The organism is Streptomyces sp. YGL11-2 (assembly GCF_050054615.1).
Taxonomy (GTDB): Bacteria; Actinomycetota; Actinomycetes; order Streptomycetales; family Streptomycetaceae; genus Streptomyces.
In genome coordinates this window covers 17,862-34,184 of record NZ_JBNHIN010000050.1, presented here as the reverse complement: position 1 = coordinate 34,184, position 16,323 = coordinate 17,862, and the positions used below count along the sequence as shown (strand labels likewise).

The 16,323-nt window shown below is 67.0% G+C and carries 18 protein-coding genes; 6 read left to right on the top strand and 12 right to left on the bottom strand.

Translation table 11 applies throughout. The features are described 5' to 3' along the window. Positions 1-152: 152 nt before the first annotated feature. Entirely contained in the window at positions 153-557 is a 405-nt protein-coding gene (locus ACO1BR_RS35450) for a hypothetical protein (protein WP_426799221.1), read from the bottom strand. A gap of 461 nt (positions 558-1,018) precedes the next feature. Here ACO1BR_RS35450 and ACO1BR_RS35445 point away from each other — a divergent pair, with 461 nt between their 5' ends. Continuing rightward, the gene (locus ACO1BR_RS35445) at positions 1,019-2,275 is read left to right on the top strand and encodes a hypothetical protein (protein ID WP_426799220.1); all 1,257 of its coding nucleotides are present in this window, start codon (positions 1,019-1,021) and stop codon (positions 2,273-2,275) included. A 61-nt stretch (positions 2,276-2,336) separates the two neighbouring features. On the opposite strand, the gene ACO1BR_RS35440 is transcribed toward ACO1BR_RS35445, so the two are convergent. Continuing rightward, positions 2,337-2,534, bottom strand: coding sequence for a hypothetical protein (locus tag ACO1BR_RS35440; RefSeq protein WP_426799219.1), 198 nt, complete (start codon positions 2,532-2,534; stop codon positions 2,337-2,339). A 398-nt stretch (positions 2,535-2,932) separates the two neighbouring features. Between ACO1BR_RS35440 and ACO1BR_RS35435 the strand changes: the two genes are divergently transcribed. Continuing rightward, complete coding sequence (locus tag ACO1BR_RS35435) at positions 2,933-3,187, top strand: hypothetical protein (RefSeq protein ID WP_159505975.1); 255 nt, start codon at positions 2,933-2,935, stop codon at positions 3,185-3,187. A gap of 172 nt (positions 3,188-3,359) precedes the next feature. Here ACO1BR_RS35435 and ACO1BR_RS35430 read toward each other — a convergent pair whose 3' ends face one another. After that, entirely contained in the window at positions 3,360-3,884 is a 525-nt protein-coding gene (locus tag ACO1BR_RS35430) for an AAA family ATPase (protein ID WP_159505976.1), read from the bottom strand. Between the two features lie 170 nt (positions 3,885-4,054). Next, a complete protein-coding gene (locus ACO1BR_RS35425; RefSeq protein WP_426799218.1) occupies positions 4,055-4,345 on the bottom strand; it encodes a hypothetical protein in 291 nt (96 codons plus the stop codon). 849 nt (positions 4,346-5,194) lie between these two features. Here ACO1BR_RS35425 and ACO1BR_RS35420 point away from each other — a divergent pair. Both ACO1BR_RS35420 and ACO1BR_RS35415 read left to right on the top strand, forming a co-directional pair. Next, a complete protein-coding gene (locus ACO1BR_RS35420; RefSeq protein WP_426799217.1) occupies positions 5,195-5,821 on the top strand; it encodes a hypothetical protein in 627 nt (208 codons plus the stop codon). 332 nt (positions 5,822-6,153) lie between these two features. Then, positions 6,154-6,705: a hypothetical protein gene (locus tag ACO1BR_RS35415; protein WP_426799216.1), complete on the top strand. Its 552-nt coding sequence runs from the start codon at positions 6,154-6,156 to the stop codon at positions 6,703-6,705. Between the two features lie 423 nt (positions 6,706-7,128). Here the strand turns inward: ACO1BR_RS35415 and ACO1BR_RS35410 are convergent, their stop codons facing one another. The 6 genes from ACO1BR_RS35410 to fabG all read right to left on the bottom strand — a co-directional run bounded on the left by ACO1BR_RS35410 (position 7,129) and on the right by fabG (position 11,349). Beyond that, positions 7,129-8,013 (bottom strand): hypothetical protein, encoded by an 885-nt coding sequence (locus ACO1BR_RS35410; RefSeq protein WP_426799215.1) that lies wholly within the window; start codon positions 8,011-8,013, stop codon positions 7,129-7,131. Positions 8,014-8,142: 129 nt separating this feature from the next. Next, the gene (locus tag ACO1BR_RS35405; protein ID WP_426799214.1) at positions 8,143-8,364 is read right to left on the bottom strand and encodes a hypothetical protein; all 222 of its coding nucleotides are present in this window, start codon (positions 8,362-8,364) and stop codon (positions 8,143-8,145) included. An 18-nt stretch (positions 8,365-8,382) separates the two neighbouring features. Continuing rightward, positions 8,383-8,610, bottom strand: a complete 228-nt coding sequence (locus ACO1BR_RS35400; protein WP_426799213.1) for a hypothetical protein — start codon at positions 8,608-8,610, stop codon at positions 8,383-8,385. Then, positions 8,607-8,933, bottom strand: a complete 327-nt coding sequence (locus ACO1BR_RS35395; protein WP_426799212.1) for a hypothetical protein — start codon at positions 8,931-8,933, stop codon at positions 8,607-8,609. Before ACO1BR_RS35395 ends, ACO1BR_RS35400 begins: the two co-directional genes overlap by 4 nt. A gap of 88 nt (positions 8,934-9,021) precedes the next feature. Continuing rightward, positions 9,022-9,966 (bottom strand): ParB/RepB/Spo0J family partition protein, encoded by a 945-nt coding sequence (locus ACO1BR_RS35390; RefSeq protein WP_426799211.1) that lies wholly within the window; start codon positions 9,964-9,966, stop codon positions 9,022-9,024. Between the two features lie 639 nt (positions 9,967-10,605). Then, positions 10,606-11,349 (bottom strand): 3-oxoacyl-ACP reductase FabG, encoded by a 744-nt coding sequence (gene fabG / locus ACO1BR_RS35385; protein ID WP_426799210.1) that lies wholly within the window; start codon positions 11,347-11,349, stop codon positions 10,606-10,608. 347 nt (positions 11,350-11,696) lie between these two features. Between fabG and ACO1BR_RS35380 the strand changes: the two genes are divergently transcribed. After that, complete coding sequence (locus ACO1BR_RS35380; RefSeq protein ID WP_426799209.1) at positions 11,697-12,503, top strand: helix-turn-helix domain-containing protein; 807 nt, start codon at positions 11,697-11,699, stop codon at positions 12,501-12,503. Positions 12,504-12,636: 133 nt separating this feature from the next. After that, the gene (locus ACO1BR_RS35375; RefSeq protein ID WP_426799249.1) at positions 12,637-13,863 is read left to right on the top strand and encodes an IS701 family transposase; all 1,227 of its coding nucleotides are present in this window, start codon (positions 12,637-12,639) and stop codon (positions 13,861-13,863) included. 980 nt (positions 13,864-14,843) lie between these two features. On the opposite strand, the gene ACO1BR_RS35370 is transcribed toward ACO1BR_RS35375, so the two are convergent. Together ACO1BR_RS35370 and ACO1BR_RS35365 are read right to left on the bottom strand one after the other, a co-directional pair. Then, complete coding sequence (locus tag ACO1BR_RS35370) at positions 14,844-14,996, bottom strand: hypothetical protein (protein ID WP_426799208.1); 153 nt, start codon at positions 14,994-14,996, stop codon at positions 14,844-14,846. Positions 14,997-15,045: 49 nt separating this feature from the next. After that, on the bottom strand, positions 15,046-16,278 hold the full coding sequence (locus ACO1BR_RS35365) for a hypothetical protein (protein WP_426799207.1): 1,233 nt from the start codon (positions 16,276-16,278) through the stop codon (positions 15,046-15,048). Positions 16,279-16,323: the final 45 nt, after the last annotated feature.

The window sequence follows — 16,323 nt, the reverse complement described above, 5'->3', positions numbered from 1 at the left end:
CAGCTGACGGCCCGCGGCAATGCCGTGGTGTTCGGCCTCGCCGCGGTGTGGATGGCCACCCGCAATCTCGTGGGTGGCATCCCTCGGTAAGCGACGTCCATCCGTGAAGTGACGCGAGTTCCACGGGTGGGCGCTGACTGGCCGCGGTCAGGTCAGCGGACGGTGACCTTTACCACCGGCGACTCTCCGCTCTCGGAGACTATCCGGAGCTGGTTGACGCCCTTGAGACCGAGCTTGACCCGGACCGAGTACGCACCGCGGTCGTTGATCGGCGCCTTGGCGGGCAGCGACACCCACTTCTTTCCCTGCTTCTGCTGGACGGTGACGCCGCGGTCGCCCTCGGTGCCCTTGCCGAAGGTGGCGCCGGAGATTTGGAACTGCTGCCATGCCTTGACCGTGGTCGCGCTGGCCTTGGCGGTCAGCGAGGCGGGGGCCGGCGCGGCGGCCGGCTTGGCGGCGTGGAGGTCCTGCGGCGCGGCGAAGGCGGCGGCCGAGCCGCCGGCGAGCAGGGAGGCGGCGATGGCGCCGACGGTGGCGTAGCGAAGTGCACGGTTCATGGGAGTTCCTCGCAGACGGTGTACGGGCCGTTGGTGGCCTCACCGAGGAACATGATCAGGGCCCCATCAGCGTTCCATGTAACGGCACATATCGGCGGTCTGTCGGCCGGCTGTTACAGAACCGCCCGGAAGTGCACAGAGCGGCTTTCGGAGGCTCATGGGGTGGGCGGGCCGTGCGGGCGGCAGTAGGACCAGGTGGAGGCGGCCGCGAAGACGGATCTGGCCCGCCGGGAGGGGCTGTTGGCGCAGCAGGGCGATGCGCCACGGCTGCTGGCCGACCGACCGCCTGGAGGAGACCGGTGGCGAGGCCCTGGTGGCCGACTCCGGTGACCGCGGATCAGAGAGCGGTCGGGATGGACCGTCTTCCGCGAGCGACTGGGCGCCCTACGCGAACTGACCGGACTGTCACCGGCCACGGGTAGCGTGAGGTTTTCGCAGTTCCGAACGTGAGGGGACCGGTCATGGGGTGGGAGCGATGGGGCGAGGCGTGCGCCCGGGCTGAGGACATTGCCGCGGTGGACCGGCTGCCCACCACCGAACCGGCCTGGGAGGACGTAGGCGTGCAGCGGCTCGTGGCGATCGCCCTGACCGCCCTTGGCACCCAAGGCGAGCAGGACCCGGTGGACACAGGGCACCTGGTGTGGCATCTGAACCGGGGTGCCGGGCACCTGCGGCAGTTGGCGGCCGGGCTGGTCGGCCAGGACCTCGCCGTGGCGAGGGACATCGACCCGGCCTCCGTGGACATGACCACCGAGGGCATGGCCGCCTGGGTGTGGCTGACCCGGACATGGCCCGAGGACGGCCCCTGGGACGGCATGCCGCGCGGTCTGGCCCCCGGGCTGCCCGACCCGGCGGTAGAGGTCCTCACCCCGCACGCCACCCACGCCGCGCTCGCCGCTCTCACCCGCGAGCGGGGCGGCTACGAGCGCGGCACCCTGGTCACCGCAACAGACGGCCGGTACGAAGGCCAGGTGGCCACCGTTATGTCCAGCACCTGGGCCCTCGACGCCGAGCGCCAGACGCTGAACGATGGACCGCCGACGGGCTACGAGGTGCTGTTCCGCGACCCGGACGCCGGCCACCAGCGCGAGATGCTGCGCACCGAACAACTCCGCCCGGCCACGCCAGACGAACAGGCCCTGGAGCGGGCCCAGTCGATGGGCATCCAGACCCACTTCGCGACGGTCTGGGAGGCATGCGAACGGTGGGCGATCACCCTGGTGTGGTGGCACCAGCAACAGAAGCCGGAACGATGGCTGGTGGACACAGACCCCCACGGCCGCGGCCCGGTAGCCACCAGCCTCCTGGCCGCCGCCCTCCACGCCGTCGTGCGCGCCCGGCGGCTGGATCAGCCGACAGACGGCTCCCGCGTGCACCTGACGCCTCTCGCACCCGTTGCAACCCTCCTTGACTCCGGGTGGAGCACGGTGGTCGAGGCCCTCGGACAGCTGCCGGAGACGGCTTCGCCCACCCTGGAGATGCTGCGCGCCATCCAACGGGCCGACGGTGCGGTTGGGGATGAGCACGCGGCGGTGCTCGACCTGAGCTACGACGTGGCCTGGGCACACGCTCGATCGGCCACCGTCCCGTCCGGGACGTCGGTCTCGGACTTGGCCACCGGCCTGGTCGAGCCGCGGCTGGTCGACCGGCTTGACGCTCTCGCCGCTGCCGCTCAACGGCAGCACGAGATGGACCTCGATCGGTCCGAGGACCTCTGACGTCCGCGTCAACACAGGATGTGTCGCCCCGCCTGCGGGATCGAGGTGGACGCAGTCGTCTCTACGCCGGGATCCGGCGGGCAAGGTTCCGCGCCAGGTGCCGGGCCGCGTACGCTCCTTCGCCGTTGCCTGCATTGAGGAGTTGCAGCAGTTCGACCGCCGCGCGTGCTTCGTGCAGCGTCAGCAGTGGCAGGCGCTTCTCGTCGCAGGCGGCCACGCTGTCGATCAGCGCCAGGAGTCGTTCATCGATGTCAGTCATGATCGGCACAACTGGGCTCGTTTGAGCTCGGTCACGGCATGGCAGGTGCTGGCGGAGCGGAGCGTGTGTGAGGGGCCTGAACCGACCGGCTCAGGCCCCTTCAGCCCCATCCGCGGGGGACGGATGTGAGGGACGCATCACGCCAACGAACCACCGGTGACGACGGTTACGGAGTCCAGGTCACACGAGCGGTGCGCGGGTCGCACCACCTGCGGTGTGCAAGGGCTTGCCGCATCCGGCTCACCACCGTCGGCCTGACACGGGCTCACCCGGGACTTCTCCGCATCGTTCGATGGAGGCGGGGTAGCCGAGGGAACGGAACCGAAGGACGGGGAAGCCACGTCGGTACACGGGGACGCAGGCTCGGCGTAACCGGCGCATAGGGCAAGGAGCAGCAGATGGAACTGCCGTGGCGACAGGACGAGGGGTGGCGACGCCGCTACCCGCAGTCGGGACCCGACTGGACGCAGGGCATGCCGCAGGGGGCGACGGATCCGCTGACGCCGATGGGGCGGGTCGATCAGGTCGGCCGGATGGGGAGCGCGCTGCGCGGTGGCTATATCGCGCCCTGGCAGCGGAAGGTGATCCTCGGGTTTGTGATCGGTGCCGTCGTCGTCACCGTGGGGTCGTTGCTGCTGGTGTTCTTCGGCTGAGCCGGGGGCGCCAGCAGGCTGACCGTTCCCGCTCTGTAGGTTCCGTGTTTCGGTGTCCAACGGCATCGCCGTGACCTGCAGGGCTTCGGCATTCCACGCTCGTGTCCTCCGAACGCGTTCCGCAGAACCGTGTCCAATCCTCGCCGGGCCTGTTTCGCGTGGCGGGCGGGCCTCAACTCTTGACGGCCTCTGCGATCTGCAGGGCTGCCTGTGCGGGCGTGAGGTGGGTGGTGTCGATGACCTCGGCCTCACCGTGTAGCCATGTGCGGGCCGCCTCGGCATAGGGCTCAAGATATTTGAGACGGAACGGGGAGTTGGGGCCAAGAACAGTGTCGCCCGCGATGCGCTCGCGGAGGGTGTCCTGGTCGGCGTGGAGGACGAAGTGCCGTACCGGAATGGCATGGTTGGCGAGGCCCGCGCTGATCTCGCGCCAGTACTCCTCGATCAGGACAGTCATGGGCATCACCAGAGTGCCGCCGGTGTAGTCGAGTACGCGGCGGGCGGTCTCGACTACGAGCGGCCGCCACGGCGGCCAGTGCTGAAAGTTGTCCGTCTCGGGCAGCCCCGGCGTGATGTCCATGAGTGTCTCGCCGACCTTCTCGGCGTCGAACACCCGTGAATCCGGGATCAGCTGCTGCACAAGTGCACTGGTCGTCGTCTTGCCTGCGCCGTGGGTGCCGTTGAGCCATACGATCATGGGACCGACGCTACCGCCGTGCGGGTCTGGCCGAACAAGCCGGCCGCGTCGTCCAGAGCCACACGGCGCTTCGGTGCGGGCGTCCGCGGCGTGCTGATGGGCGCGGCACGAGGTCGAGTCCACGCGGGCGCATTGATCCTCGGCCATGTGGCCGAGGACCAGAGCCGGGATCAGCCCCGCTTGTAGTGCTCCCAGATCTTGACGGCGACATTGTCCTTGATGTCGGCCCGGACTACGACGTCGCCGCGTTCGGCAGCCTTCTTGAGCTGGGTGAGGGTGCGCGGTGCGGTGCCGTAGCCCTCTTTGTTGACGGTGAGGCGATGGGCGTCGCCTATGCGAAGGGCGCCGAACACCTTGGTGTGCGCAGTGAGGCAGAGCTGGGACACCACCGTGTGGGGGATGTCCTTAGATCCGCCGATCTTCTCCGTGACGGTCAGCTTCCCCGCCTTGTACTTCAACACGCCCTCTACGGGGCCGTTGTAGGTGCCACCGTCACTGCCTTTCCGGCACGTGTCGAGGGGAGAGTGGGCAGCGGTCGAGTGCCCCTCGGAATGGCTGGAGGAGGGCGATGCCGCGTGACCGGCCGTCGCTGTCAGGCCGACGGCGGCGACGGCGGCGATAGACGTCGAGACGAAACGCCGAACATGACGGTGTTTCCCGACGATGCTCACAGAAGGCATGTCAACTCCGGAAAAGAGGTAGTTCTACAGGACGGAAGTCAACGTATCTACCGTGATTCACCCGGTTTACACGGTCTGGCGTCAACGAGCCGTCACTCCGATCTCAGCCGTGTAACGGATCCGGCGATCTGAATGGGCCCTTGGGCCGAGCCGACCGCGTCCTGCACACGAAGGAGTGCGGCGCACGGTCGGCCCCTGCAGGCAACCCGATCAGTTGCCGGGCTGCGGTACCGGCCGGGAACGTCCGCCGTCGTCGGAGGGTTCGCGATGGTGGGGGGGAGGGCGGGGTGCGGGCGATTCCGGTCCAGGCGTTGTACAGGCCGGAGAGGGCGACGCTGATGGTGGCCAGGGAGCTGGCCGGGACGCCGAGAGCGATCAGGAGCACCCCGGTGGCCAAGACGGCCATGAAGACGATCAGGTCCAGAGGTCGCCGCGTGCTGTTCCTCATTGCCAAGTCCTTTGTTGGGTAGCGGAGTTGGATTTGAGGACCAGAGTGCGCAGGTGGTCTGATTGTCTGCCTCGGCCGATGGCGTTGCCGCACGCCAGCGACGGTGATGTTGTGGACAGGGCGGACAGGACGGGGGTTGGGCGGCTATGCCGCAGGTGGGACCGGGCCGGAAGCGAGGCCCTGTGGACGGAGATACTCCCCAGGCCCAAGAGCTGGCCCAGTGGCTCAGAAAGCTCACGCACGGGCTGGGGCAGCGGGATTTGGAGAAGAGGTTCGCCTACGGAAAGACGACGTGGGGCGAATTCCTCATGGGCCGCAAGCTGATCCCCAGCTGGCTGCTGGAGGACGTGGTCAACGCTCTGGTCAGGGAGCCCAGGGCGCGGCAATCGCAGCTGCGGCGCGGAGGGGAGCTGCTGCGGGCGGCGGAGAAGGCAGCACTGGAGAAGACAGCGGCGCTGGAGGAAGAGAAGCCGGCATCGGGGTCCGAGACACAGCTGCTGATCCGGCTGGACGAGGCGCGCAAGGGCCAGCTGCAGGCGCAGGAGACGCTGCTGAGCACCACCCAGATCATCTACACCCTGCTGCCGTGGTGGCCTCCCTGCGCGAGCGGTGTGCGGTGCTGGAGAAAGATCGCGACCGCGTCGCAGAGCGGATACCCGCAACGGTGGCCGAGGTCCAACAGCAGCTGGCCGAATCCGAAAGGCGACTGGCGGACACCGAGACCCGGCTGGAGCGAGCTCGGCGCGAACGGGAAGAAGCCGAAGCAACAGCCCTGGGACTGGACCGCTTCGCCCTGCGGTCATCGATGACCAGCAGCTGCGGCGTCCCTTGAATCGCAATGTGCCGCCAAATGTTCTGAGTTGAGATTTCCACTCGCCTTGCGCGTGCGACTCCTGGAATGTTCGAAGAGTTGATCATTGACCTTGCCTTTACTCAAGCAATGCCATCTGTTTAGATTCTCTTTGTCGGTGCCACAGGGAGGGTGCGCTTGAGTCCGTTGCTCTCTCTGGCCCTGGTGCACGCCGCCCGGACCGGGAACGGCACGGGCGGCTGACGTGTGCAGCCACGCGTGCTTGTGCCACAAGCTGAGACGCAGGCGGATTTGTCTGTCCTGCCGTAGCCCCCAGAAAGAGTTACCGCTTTGCCTATATCGAAGACCTTCATCACCGCTGCCGTCGGGGCCACCGCCGGTGCGGCCGTTCTGGCTCTCGCGGCTCCTGCATCCGCGGCTCCGGCGCCCGCAGCCCCGGCAGCCGTTGTTGGCGCAGACCAACCGGCCACGGAGGCCGACGAGAATCCGCCGGTGCTGCGCTCGGCGGCCGGTTCGACCGCGATCGGCGCCTTCACGTACAGCGCAGGCGGACTGACGATCAAGGTCCCTGCAGGCTGCTTCCTTACGCATGCCGTCAGCGGCAAGGGGCTGAAGATCAACTCCCAGCGGGCCGGCGTCGACTGCGTGGGCCCGATGGCTCTTGCCGCCAAGTTCTGCAACACCCGTATCGAGTTCCATTACGCGGACACCAACAACAAGACCTACCGCGTCGACAAGGGCCCGCTTAACGGTTCGTGCAAGACGGGTACCGTGCCCATGCTGAGCAAGGGAGCCAAGACCGTCAAGGCGGGTAAGGCTTGCGCTCAGTTGTGGGTCAATGGGCAGCGCAAGGCCGTTCAGTGCCACTACATCACCAAATAGCAATGGGATGAGAGATGATCACGGGTATGAGCCGTAGCCGGCGGAACTGGTGGACGGAGATCGCAATCGGCGGTGGCGTAACCGTCGCCGTCTTCATTGCACTGTCCGCGATTGTCTCGGCTGCCACTGGTTCGAAATACGCGACGATGAGCGATGACACCGGGTGGCTGCTCGTTGTTCCCGCCGTCGCGGCGGGCGTGTGGGCCGCAGCTCGCTATCGACGTCGATAAACAGCTCACACTTTCTTGATCAAGGCAGTGATCGAGCTTGACTCAGGTCCGTGACGGTCCGCCGGGTATCCCGACGGGCCGTCACGGCGCTTCGTGCCATTCGTTTCCCGCCCCAATTTCCAGGCGTCTGCGTTGAGCGGGTCAGAGCCCATGAGGTGCTCGTCGGTAGGTAGAGCTGCGGGGGCTTCCAGCCTCACTGGCTCACGTGGTCAAGGAGCGCCGCGGCGGCCCCGCGGATCTGCTCGACGGACCACTGCGATCCGTCGAAGGCCAACTGTGCGAGCCGACGCGGGCCTTCGACGAGGGAGACCCTGACCGAGCCGCTCCGCGGCGCCAGCGCGAGACGGCGGCCGTGCTCGTTCCCAGCCGGCAGGCCTGAGAACTGCTGCCAAGGGACCTTGACGTTCTCGTCGTCCACCTCGATTGGTGTGTGGTGGCCGATGACGTTCAGGAGCGCGCCGTCGTCGTGCCGACAGTTTCCGTGGCACGTCAGCAGGGCGGCACGGGTACCGGCCACCACGAACGCATGCCGTGTGAAACCCTCGTACTCGCGAGTGCGCACATCGACGTGCGGGGCTTTGGCGTAGGGGGTGCGGTGCATCCAGAAGCCCTCGCCGATCTCGTCACGGTGCTTCCGGCCGAGCTCCCAGCCTTTGAGGCGTTGCAGATTGAACCAGTCCCACTTCTGCCCGTAAGTGCGGTAGTCGGCGTCGGCGGGGCGGTCGGTCATCCACAGTGCGGTGGTCGGCTGGGCGTTCGACGACGCGTCGTCGCGGAACGTGGTCTCGACGCGGATGAGCACGGTGGAGGCGTTGAAACGCACCTGTTGGCTGGGCGCGTCGAGTGTGGCGGCCAAGACGTGGCAGTCTCGGCAATCGGCTTGCCCTCGGATGCAGCAGCCGAAGCCGCCCCAGCGGGCTCGCCGGGTGTCACGGCTCTCAAGGAGGGTGGGGTACGAGTGCGGCAGCAGGGCACACTGGGCTCCGCCGACGCCCATACGCGCGTTGAGGCTCAGCCGGTTGTAGTCCTTGCCGTCGGCAGGGCGAGTGGGTTCAGGTTCGGGAAGGTAGATCGGCACAAGGTCTCCTGGTAATGAGAGATGAAGGTGGGAGGACGGGCCGGCTGGGGCGGGCCGCCGAAGAGAGTGCGGAGCTGCTGGTGTTCAGCGCGGGGGGTTGCGCTGCGCAGCTTTCGTGGGGCGTTCGCGTTAGACGACGACCCTGATGCAGTGGTCCAAAGCGGTCAGGAGCAGGGCGACTTGAACCACGGTGTCCTCGTCGGTGTCCGTGGAGTTGGTGTACGCCTCGATGGTGTCGTCCCAGCGGAAGCCGTAAGCGTGCAAAGCGTTCTCGGTGATGGTGTCGATGTCGGCCTGTGAGCGGGGTGCGGCGACAAGGCCGTAGTCGGGGTCAAGCGTGATGAGGTACATCGGCGTCTTCCTGCGAGGTCAAAACAGCTCGTCTTGACCGTCGACGTCGCCTGGCCGCTGCGCCCTGGTGGGACGGGGCTTCGGGGCAGGTAGGGGGTCGCCGAAGAGCGGCTGAGTGCCGAACCGATCGGGTGCGGCCGGGATGCGGGCCGGGCCGACGGAGACGGGGAGTTCGACGGGCGCGTCCTGGTCGAACTCGGCGCGCTGCATGGCCGTCCAGTCGCGGCCGGCCGGAGCGGCGCTCACCGTTTTGCTCCGTCGCCCTCGGTGGCCCTGTCCTGGAGCAGACGGTCCTGGGTCTCCAGGACGGCGTCCGCCCAGTCGAAGACGAGCCCGGTGCCGGCCGCGGCTGCGGCCTCTTCGCGGCGGTGGCCTTCTTCGAGTGCCTTCAGGTAGCGGGCGGTGGTGAGATCGACGGCGGCGGAGGAGGTGAGGGCGTGCATCAGGTCGTCGATGTTCATGTCGCCGCGTATGCCGGTGATGGTGTTGGCGGCGATGCCGATGATGGTGCCGATGTCTTTGCCGAGACGTTCTGCCTCGGCGGGGCTGAGAGGTGCGGTGTAGCGCATGGGTGTTGCCCTTCGAGGGAGGAATCGAGGCTGCGACCGATGGAGCGGTGCGCGGGCGAGGAAGAGCCCGCGCACCCTGCGGACGACATCAGACAGCGACAGGCTCGGGCGCGGCCTCGTTGTCGTTGACGGCTTCGGGGTTGACTGTGACCAGTTCGCGCGCCTCGGCATGTGCCTTGGCCTGCTTGAGCTGGTACCGGGCCTTCGTCAGCGACTCAGCGACCCGGTCGAGCTGCGCCAGACGTGCCCCGACCTGGGTTTCGAGGGTTTCAGCGAGCTTGAGCGGCTCGGTTCGGGCGATTTCGTCGAGGAGTTCCCGGACCTGCTCGATCTTGTCGAGCGTGGTGCGGGTCTTCTTCTGCGCGTTCGCCTTCTCGCGGCGCTGTTCCTCGGTCATCTCCTCGACGACCATGAGGACGGCCTGGTCCTGCTGCTGCTTCATCGCGTAGGCGAAGTGCACGATCTCGTTGTCGGAGGCGAACTCGCCGCGCACGAACTTCGAAAGGACAGAGCCCTGGTTGGCCAGGTTGAGCACGGCGATCTGTACGGCCGCCTGCGTGCCGATCTTGCCGTCCTGAACGAGCTGTTGTACCTCGATGCGCAGGTCGAGCAGCGTCAGGCGCAGCTTGACGTAGGTGGTGGTCTTGCCGAAGTCGGCGGCCACGGATTGGATGGTTGCGCCTTCCTCTTCGTTGAGGATGCGCTGGTAGCCGTGGGCCTCCTCGAAGGGGGTCATGTCCTCGCGGTTGACGTTCTCGGACATGGACCGCTTGAACCGCTGCAGTTCGTTCTTCTCGGAGGTGATGTTGACGCGGATCTTGGTGCGGCCGAGGATCTGGTGGGCGCGCCAGCGGCGTTCGCCGGAGACGATCTCGTAGCCGCCGAGTTCGTTGTCGGGGCGGACCTCGATGGCCTGCATGAGGCCGTACTTGTCGATGGAGGCGGCGAGTTCCTTGAGCGCGTCCTCGTTGAAGTACTCGCGCGGCTGGCGCGGGTTGCGATGGATCTGGGTCATCTTGAGGACGCGCTGCACTTTGGGCTCCAGGGGGCGGTGGTGAGGTCTTCTTTCTCCCTCACTTCATGCATTAATTCTACTATGCACGAGGGGGGTGTCCACTCCCCGCACTCCCCGCCAAAGTGACCTCGACCACGGCCCTATAAGGGTGCAGACGTGCGGAAACACTTGTGGGCGCCGAGAACATCTCGGCGCCCACAAGTGCCACCCACCTACACCTCGTCCACGCGGTCACGCCAGGCGCGCACCCCGGCCGGAGCACTCGCTCCCGGAGTGGACCAGCACCCCCGCTTGATCGGGCACGCCCCGCACACCCGCGCAGCGTCCCAGCCGTCGCTCGGAATTTGAAGCTCTGCGTGCTGCGCCTGCGTCACGCACCGTGCGGCCGACCATGCCACGGGTTCGGCCAGGGTGCGGGGTTCGCTCCCGAGCCCGGCTAACACCTTCATCCGGTCCGCATCGCGCCCTTCTCCGGGCCTTACCTGGGCCGGCCGCCGGGTCAGGGCCAGGATGCGTTCAACGTCGACCAATCCCGCCCCCTCGTGTCGGCGAAACGCGAACTGGCGAACCGCGCCAACCACGGCCGCTACCGCACGCGGCCATACCGTCACCTTCCCCGGCAGCCCGCGAGGGGTTGCTGCTAAAGCCGCTCACCAGCTAATGCCCCATCCCCGCGCCACCATCCACCGGGACGACCGCGCCGGTGATGTAGGTCCCTTCATCGATAAGGAACCGCACCGTGCGCGCGATCTCCTCGGGCTGTCCGAGCCGCCCGAGCGGGATCTGTCCGAGCAGCGCCTGGATGCGGTCCTCGGGCAGGGCTGCTGCCATGTCAGTCGCGGTAAGCCCCGGCGCGATGACGTTGGCGGTGATGTTCCGAGAGCCGTACTCGCGAGCAATGGAACGTGCCAGACCGATCAGCCCGGCCTTGGATGCGGCGTAGTTCGCCTGCCCGGCCTCGCCGTGCATCGCGGTGGCTGACGAAATGAACACCATGCGGCCGCTCTTGGCGCGCAGCATGCTCGGCAGGGCGCGCTTGGCGACGCGGTAGGCGGCGGTCAGGTTCGCATCCAGTACGGAGGTGAAGTCCTCCTCGCTCATGCGGGCGAGCAGTCCGTCGCGGGTGATGCCCGCGTTGGAGACCACCGTGGTGACCGGCCCGTGTTCGGCTTCGGCCTGCTTGAACGCCGCATCGATCTGTTCGGCGTCCGTCACATCACACCGGACGGCCAGGAAACGGCCGCCGCTGTGCTCTTCACCTGGCTGGTAGGAGTGCGTGGGCAGCTCGCCGGAGCGGTAGGTGACGGTCACGTTGTGGCCGGCCTCGGCGAGCTCTGTGGCTATCGCGTACCCGATGCCTCGATTGCCACCAGTGATGAAGACGCTACGGCTTCGGGACACAGGGAATCACCTTTCAGAAATGCTGAGTTGGCCCGTGGCCGACGCGGCATACGGGCGAGAGGGCGGGCTCGGGCCGATTGCACGGAACCGGCGGAGTCGCTGGCTCCACTTTGCCTTGTCTTTGAGACCGTGCGCGCTGTTCTCGCTTCAGCAGCTGCGGACCGGTACCGGTAGTGCCGGTACTCGCGGTTCCGGTTTTCGCCCGCTGATCGGCGTTATGTCTTGATTTGACTGATGATCATGCGACAGATCAAACTTTCAAGCGCCGCTAGGGGGGCGTTAAAGCCGACTCGGCGTGCCGTTTTCTTTGCTAATGCTTTGCTTGTTGAGGGATGTGGACCAAGTAGATGCGCGACCTTGAACACTTCAGCCGACTCCTGCGCTACATACGCACCTCTTGCGATGGCGGCATGGTCCCCGGCCTTCTCGGTGGCGGCACCCGCTCCCGCCCCGGCATCACCCAGGTGGAATTGGCTGTCCTCACTGGCGTATCCGAAAGCTGGTACCGGCGCCTCGAATCCGGCCGCCACGCCCCTTCGCCGGAGTGGGTCGAAACACTCGTCCGTGTCCTCCGACTCACCGAAGGGCAGCGCCACAGCCTCTACGTCTACGGCACTGGCCAAGAACCGCCCCGCCGCTACCGCCCCGACGCCAGCCTCATCCACCCCGCGGCAGAAGCCTTCATCCGTATCCAGCCCTGGTGCGCTTACGTCTCAGACTTCGCCTGGGACGTCCTGGTCATGAATGAACAAGCGGGCAAAGACTGGCCCTGGATGCTCAATGGCACCAACGTGATGGTGTGGGCGCTCACTTACCCCGAGGCGCGCATGCAGCTCATCGATTGGGAGGAATCCTGGGCCAAGCCCATGGCCTCCCAGCTGCGCCTGCGCTACGAAGCCAACCCCGATCACCCGCGCCTTGCCGAGGTCGTCAACGAGATCAAGGAACGCGACCGCGTCGCCGCCCGCCTCCTTGAAGAAGACACCACCGCCATCCACCACCCTGACAAGCAACAGCGACGCACATACCTCGCCGGCCACGGCGACACCGTCTTCGAAGTGACCTTTCTCTGCTACACCCCCAACGCCGACCCTTCACTGCGCCTCATGATCGTCCCCACGATCGAGGTCCCCGACGAGGCTGAGAACGACTAGTACTCCAGTCGCAGTTCGCTATCACTGCTGGTCAGAGTCGTGTTCCTGAGTGTAGTCGGCTGACGTTTCGTCAGGTTGCGGGAGTTCGTGACCTCGCGTGCGGCGGGCCGTTGTGTTAGTCGTGCAAGATGATGTGCAGCCCGATGTCTGGTCCGCGGAGCTGGAAGAAGTACTCGTGCGGGTCGGCCACCGGTTCGGTCGGGTGGATCTGCGGCGGCGGATGCGCGCCTACGTGCACGGTCTGATCGGCCCGGTGGGCCGCAAGAACAGCTGGCAGCTGGCCGAACACGCCGGATACCGCACTCCTGCGGGTCTGCAGCATCTGTTGAGCCAGGCCTGCTGGGATCCCGACGAGGTACGCGATGACCTGCAGGGATACGTCGCCGAGAGGCTCGGGGACCCCGCTGGAGTACTGATCATCGACGACACGGGGTTCCTCAAGAAGGGCTCGGTCTCGGCCGGGGTGCAGCGCCAATACTCCGGCACGGCGGGCCGCACCGAGAATTGCCAGATCGGCGTCTTCGCCGCCTACGCCTCACCCAAGGGCCGAGCCCTGGTGGACCGGGAGCTGTATCTGCCCAAGTCCTGGATGTCCGACCGGGATCGCTGCCGGGCAGCGAGAATCCCCGACGAGCGCGCCTTCGCCACCAAGGGCGACTTGGCCAAGGCCATGGTGACGCGTGCACTGGCTTCGCCGCTGCCCATCGCCTGGGTGACCGCGGACTCCGCCTACGGCCAGGAATGGCGGATGCGCCGCATGCTGGAGGAGGCTGGCGTCGGCTACGTCCTGGCCGTGCCGAAGTCCCAGCATGTCCACGCCCTGGGCCGCATCGACTTCGCCATCGCCCAGGCACCCGACGACGCCTGGGAGCGCCACTCCTGCGGCAACGGCGCCAAAGGCCCGCGCGTCTACGACTGGGCCGCAGCCCAACTGCCCGCCATCGACGACTTCGACGGCGATCAGCCCACCCACCAACGCTGGGTCCTGGCCCGCCGCAGCCTGGCCAGGCCAGACGAGATCGCCTACTACCTCGCCTACGCGCCCAACAACACCGCCGTCGCCGAGCTCGTGCGCATCGCCGGGACCCGCTGGGCGATCGAGGAAGCCTTTCAAGCCGCGAAGAACGAGTGCGGCCTCGACCAGTACGAGGTCCGCCGGTATCCGGGCTGGTACCGGCACATCAGCCTGGCCATGCTCGCCCACGCCTTCCTCGCCGCCATGGCATCAGCGGCAGCCGAAAAGGGGGCGGCAGAAACGGTTCCGGCACTCTTGCACCGCTCACCGTGGCAGAAATCCGGCGACTCATGGCAGTTGGCCGTCCCTCGGCCACACACCTTCGGCACGCCGGCCACGCGCTGAGCTGGTCCCGCTGGCGCCGCCGCCACCAGGCCATCGCCAGACGCTGCCACTACCGCCGCCGCACGCGAGGTCTCGAACTCCCGCAACCTGACGAAACGTCAGCCGACTACACTCAGGAACACGACTCTGACCAGCAGTGATAGCGAACTGCGACTGGAGTACTAATTCCTTTGTGAGCATCGCGGGGAGTCCATTGGTGGAACCAACGCCTCTGGTCAGACCGCGCGCGTCCGGTGTCCTCGCGGCCGCCACCACCTGTTATGGCGCTTGCTCGTTGATCTTCGTGGTACGAGCCCGCCGCGCGGTGACCTCTCGAAACGCCCGAGCCGTCTGAGCTCCCGCATAGACCGGGGCCCGTGGGGTGCGCTGGTGCCACGAACGGCTACTGAGGTGGCGGACCGGACTTGGTGCCGAGTCCTGGAATTAGACGGCTACAGCCAGGAACCCGCTCGTAGGGGCAGTGCGAGATGTGAGGAACCCACACCTTCCTCCTCTTCCTGGAGTCGGTGACGCTCACCGAGCGTGTGGTGTTCTTCCTGGTCACTGCTGTCCTTCGCCCGACCGATGGTGGCGCGTGCATCGCGCGGTACCTGGTAGCCATCGCCGACAAGGACCGGCGACTTCGGCGAGCGGGAGCCCCGGGTCGCCTCGGAGCTGGGCTACCGCATGTGCACCTGGACCATCGACATGCTCGACCGTGACGGGCCGGGGTGGCCGGACGGCGTCCCAGATTCGCGCGGCGATGAGGGACGCCCCGGCGGCGGACAATCGAGGCGGGGTGGTGCTCGGGCATCTCTTCAACCGTTACCCGGAGGTCCTGCCGGAATACGGGGGGGTACTTCGCGGAACGTTCCGGCTCGGCTGAGTTGTTGAGGGCTATTCAACTTGTAGGGGGAAACCCAGTGGGAGCCGGCTTCGAGGTCCATCTTGATCGTGGCCTGTCCGGAGACGGTGAGGTCACCGCCCACCGACAGTGCCTTCTACACGGTGAGCGTGTCGCCGACCGAGACCGCCTTCGCGGCGGTCAGGGCCTCGCTCACCGTGAGCGCGCCCTGGGCGGCGAGGCCCTTGGCCACACCCGCACCAGCCACCTCGCCCGCCTCGACCTCACCCTCGCCGCCTGATCCCCACATTTGGCCAGCAGGATCCTCGGGCGGGACCACAAGGGCCCGGGATGACTACTCACTGGTCCAGGTACCAGTACCAGCGCGAGTTACCGCTGTCCACCCTCTTCAGCGAGACACCGCCGGACGCCTTGTTGTCCTCGTTCAGCCCTTCTTCCGAGTGGTAGCTATTCCTGATCCGGACCTGGGAGCCGCGGCGGAGGAAGGGTTGGCCGCCATCCGTGACACTTCCGCTGGTGGTGATGCCACCGCTGCCCGCGTTGACGCTCGTGCCTGTGATGGAACCGCCCGTGATGGCACCGCTCCCGGCGTTGACGCTTGTGCCTGTGATGGAACCGCCGGTGATCGTGCCGCTGCCCGCGCTCAGGCTGCTTCCTGTGATGGAACCGCCCGTGATGGCACCGCTCCCGGCGTTGACGCTCGTGCCTGTGATGGAACCGCCGGTGATCGTGCCGCTGCCCACGCTCAGGCTGCTTCCTGTGATCGCACCGCCAATGACCGTGACGTTGCCGTCGACCTCCAGCCCCGTCAGCTTCGGGTTCGTCACCGTCACCGTGGTCGTCAGGTAGCGCGTGGTCCCGCCCGTGACGTACGAGAGCTGGAAGGTCGTGTCGCGGTCGATCGTCGCGTCGTACGCGTGCTGTTTGCCGACCGGGTGCGCGCTGCCGCCGTGCGAGACCGTGTAGTCGAGCGTCGACGGGCCGTTCCACGTGAGGCGGAGCGAGGTGCCGGCCGTCACCTCCAGCTTGTCCGCCGTGAAGTCGGAGACTGCCATGGCAGGGATCTTCGGTGCCGGGAACTTCGTGAGTGCCAGCTTGGTGAAGCGCGGGTTGTCGGGCCACTGGTCCGTGTTCGTGGTGGCGACCTCGCGGATCTCGATCCGGGCCGTGCCGGGCCGGGAGCTGATCTTCAGGTTCTTCAGGGTGATGACGAGGCCGGAGGCGTCGACCGCCACGCCCGTCTTCTTCTTGTCGTCACCCTTGGGCGTGGCCTGGAAGCGGGCGTACTCACCCGACGGCAGGACGGTCTGCGTGCCGGGCTGGAGGCGTACCACGTCCCAGTCATCGGCCTGACCGTCACCCGCGTCGGCCTCGACCAGACTCTGGGCGAGCTTGCCCTGCGGCAGGGAGAAGACGATCTCCCGGCAGTAAACGGTCTCGCCACCGCCGTTCGAGACCACGATGTGCAGGGCCGTGGCAGGGTCGTCGGTACCGGTCGTCGCGTACAGCGGGAACGGTTCGCTGATGATGGCGTAGTCCAGCAGGGGCAGGGGGGCGTCCGGCTCGCTCACGGAGTCGGCTCCTTTCAGAATCGGGATCGGGTGCGGTTGCTTCGA

Excerpts from the sequence above, each read along its gene's own strand:
- ACO1BR_RS35450 (WP_426799221.1), bottom strand. The coding sequence starts at position 557 with ATGAACCGTGCACTTCGCTACGCCACCGTCGGCGCCATCGCCGCCTCC.
- ACO1BR_RS35435 (WP_159505975.1), top strand. The coding sequence starts at position 2,933 with ATGGAACTGCCGTGGCGACAGGACGAGGGGTGGCGACGCCGCTACCCG.
- ACO1BR_RS35405 (WP_426799214.1), bottom strand. The coding sequence starts at position 8,364 with ATGTACCTCATCACGCTTGACCCCGACTACGGCCTTGTCGCCGCACCC.
- ACO1BR_RS35395 (WP_426799212.1), bottom strand. The coding sequence starts at position 8,933 with ATGCGCTACACCGCACCTCTCAGCCCCGCCGAGGCAGAACGTCTCGGC.
- ACO1BR_RS35380 (WP_426799209.1), top strand. The coding sequence starts at position 11,697 with ATGCGCGACCTTGAACACTTCAGCCGACTCCTGCGCTACATACGCACC.
- ACO1BR_RS35370 (WP_426799208.1), bottom strand. The coding sequence starts at position 14,996 with ATGTGGGGATCAGGCGGCGAGGGTGAGGTCGAGGCGGGCGAGGTGGCT.
- ACO1BR_RS35445 (WP_426799220.1), top strand. The coding sequence starts at position 1,019 with ATGGGGTGGGAGCGATGGGGCGAGGCGTGCGCCCGGGCTGAGGACATT.
- ACO1BR_RS35430 (WP_159505976.1), bottom strand. The coding sequence starts at position 3,884 with ATGATCGTATGGCTCAACGGCACCCACGGCGCAGGCAAGACGACGACC.
- ACO1BR_RS35440 (WP_426799219.1), bottom strand. The coding sequence starts at position 2,534 with ATGACTGACATCGATGAACGACTCCTGGCGCTGATCGACAGCGTGGCC.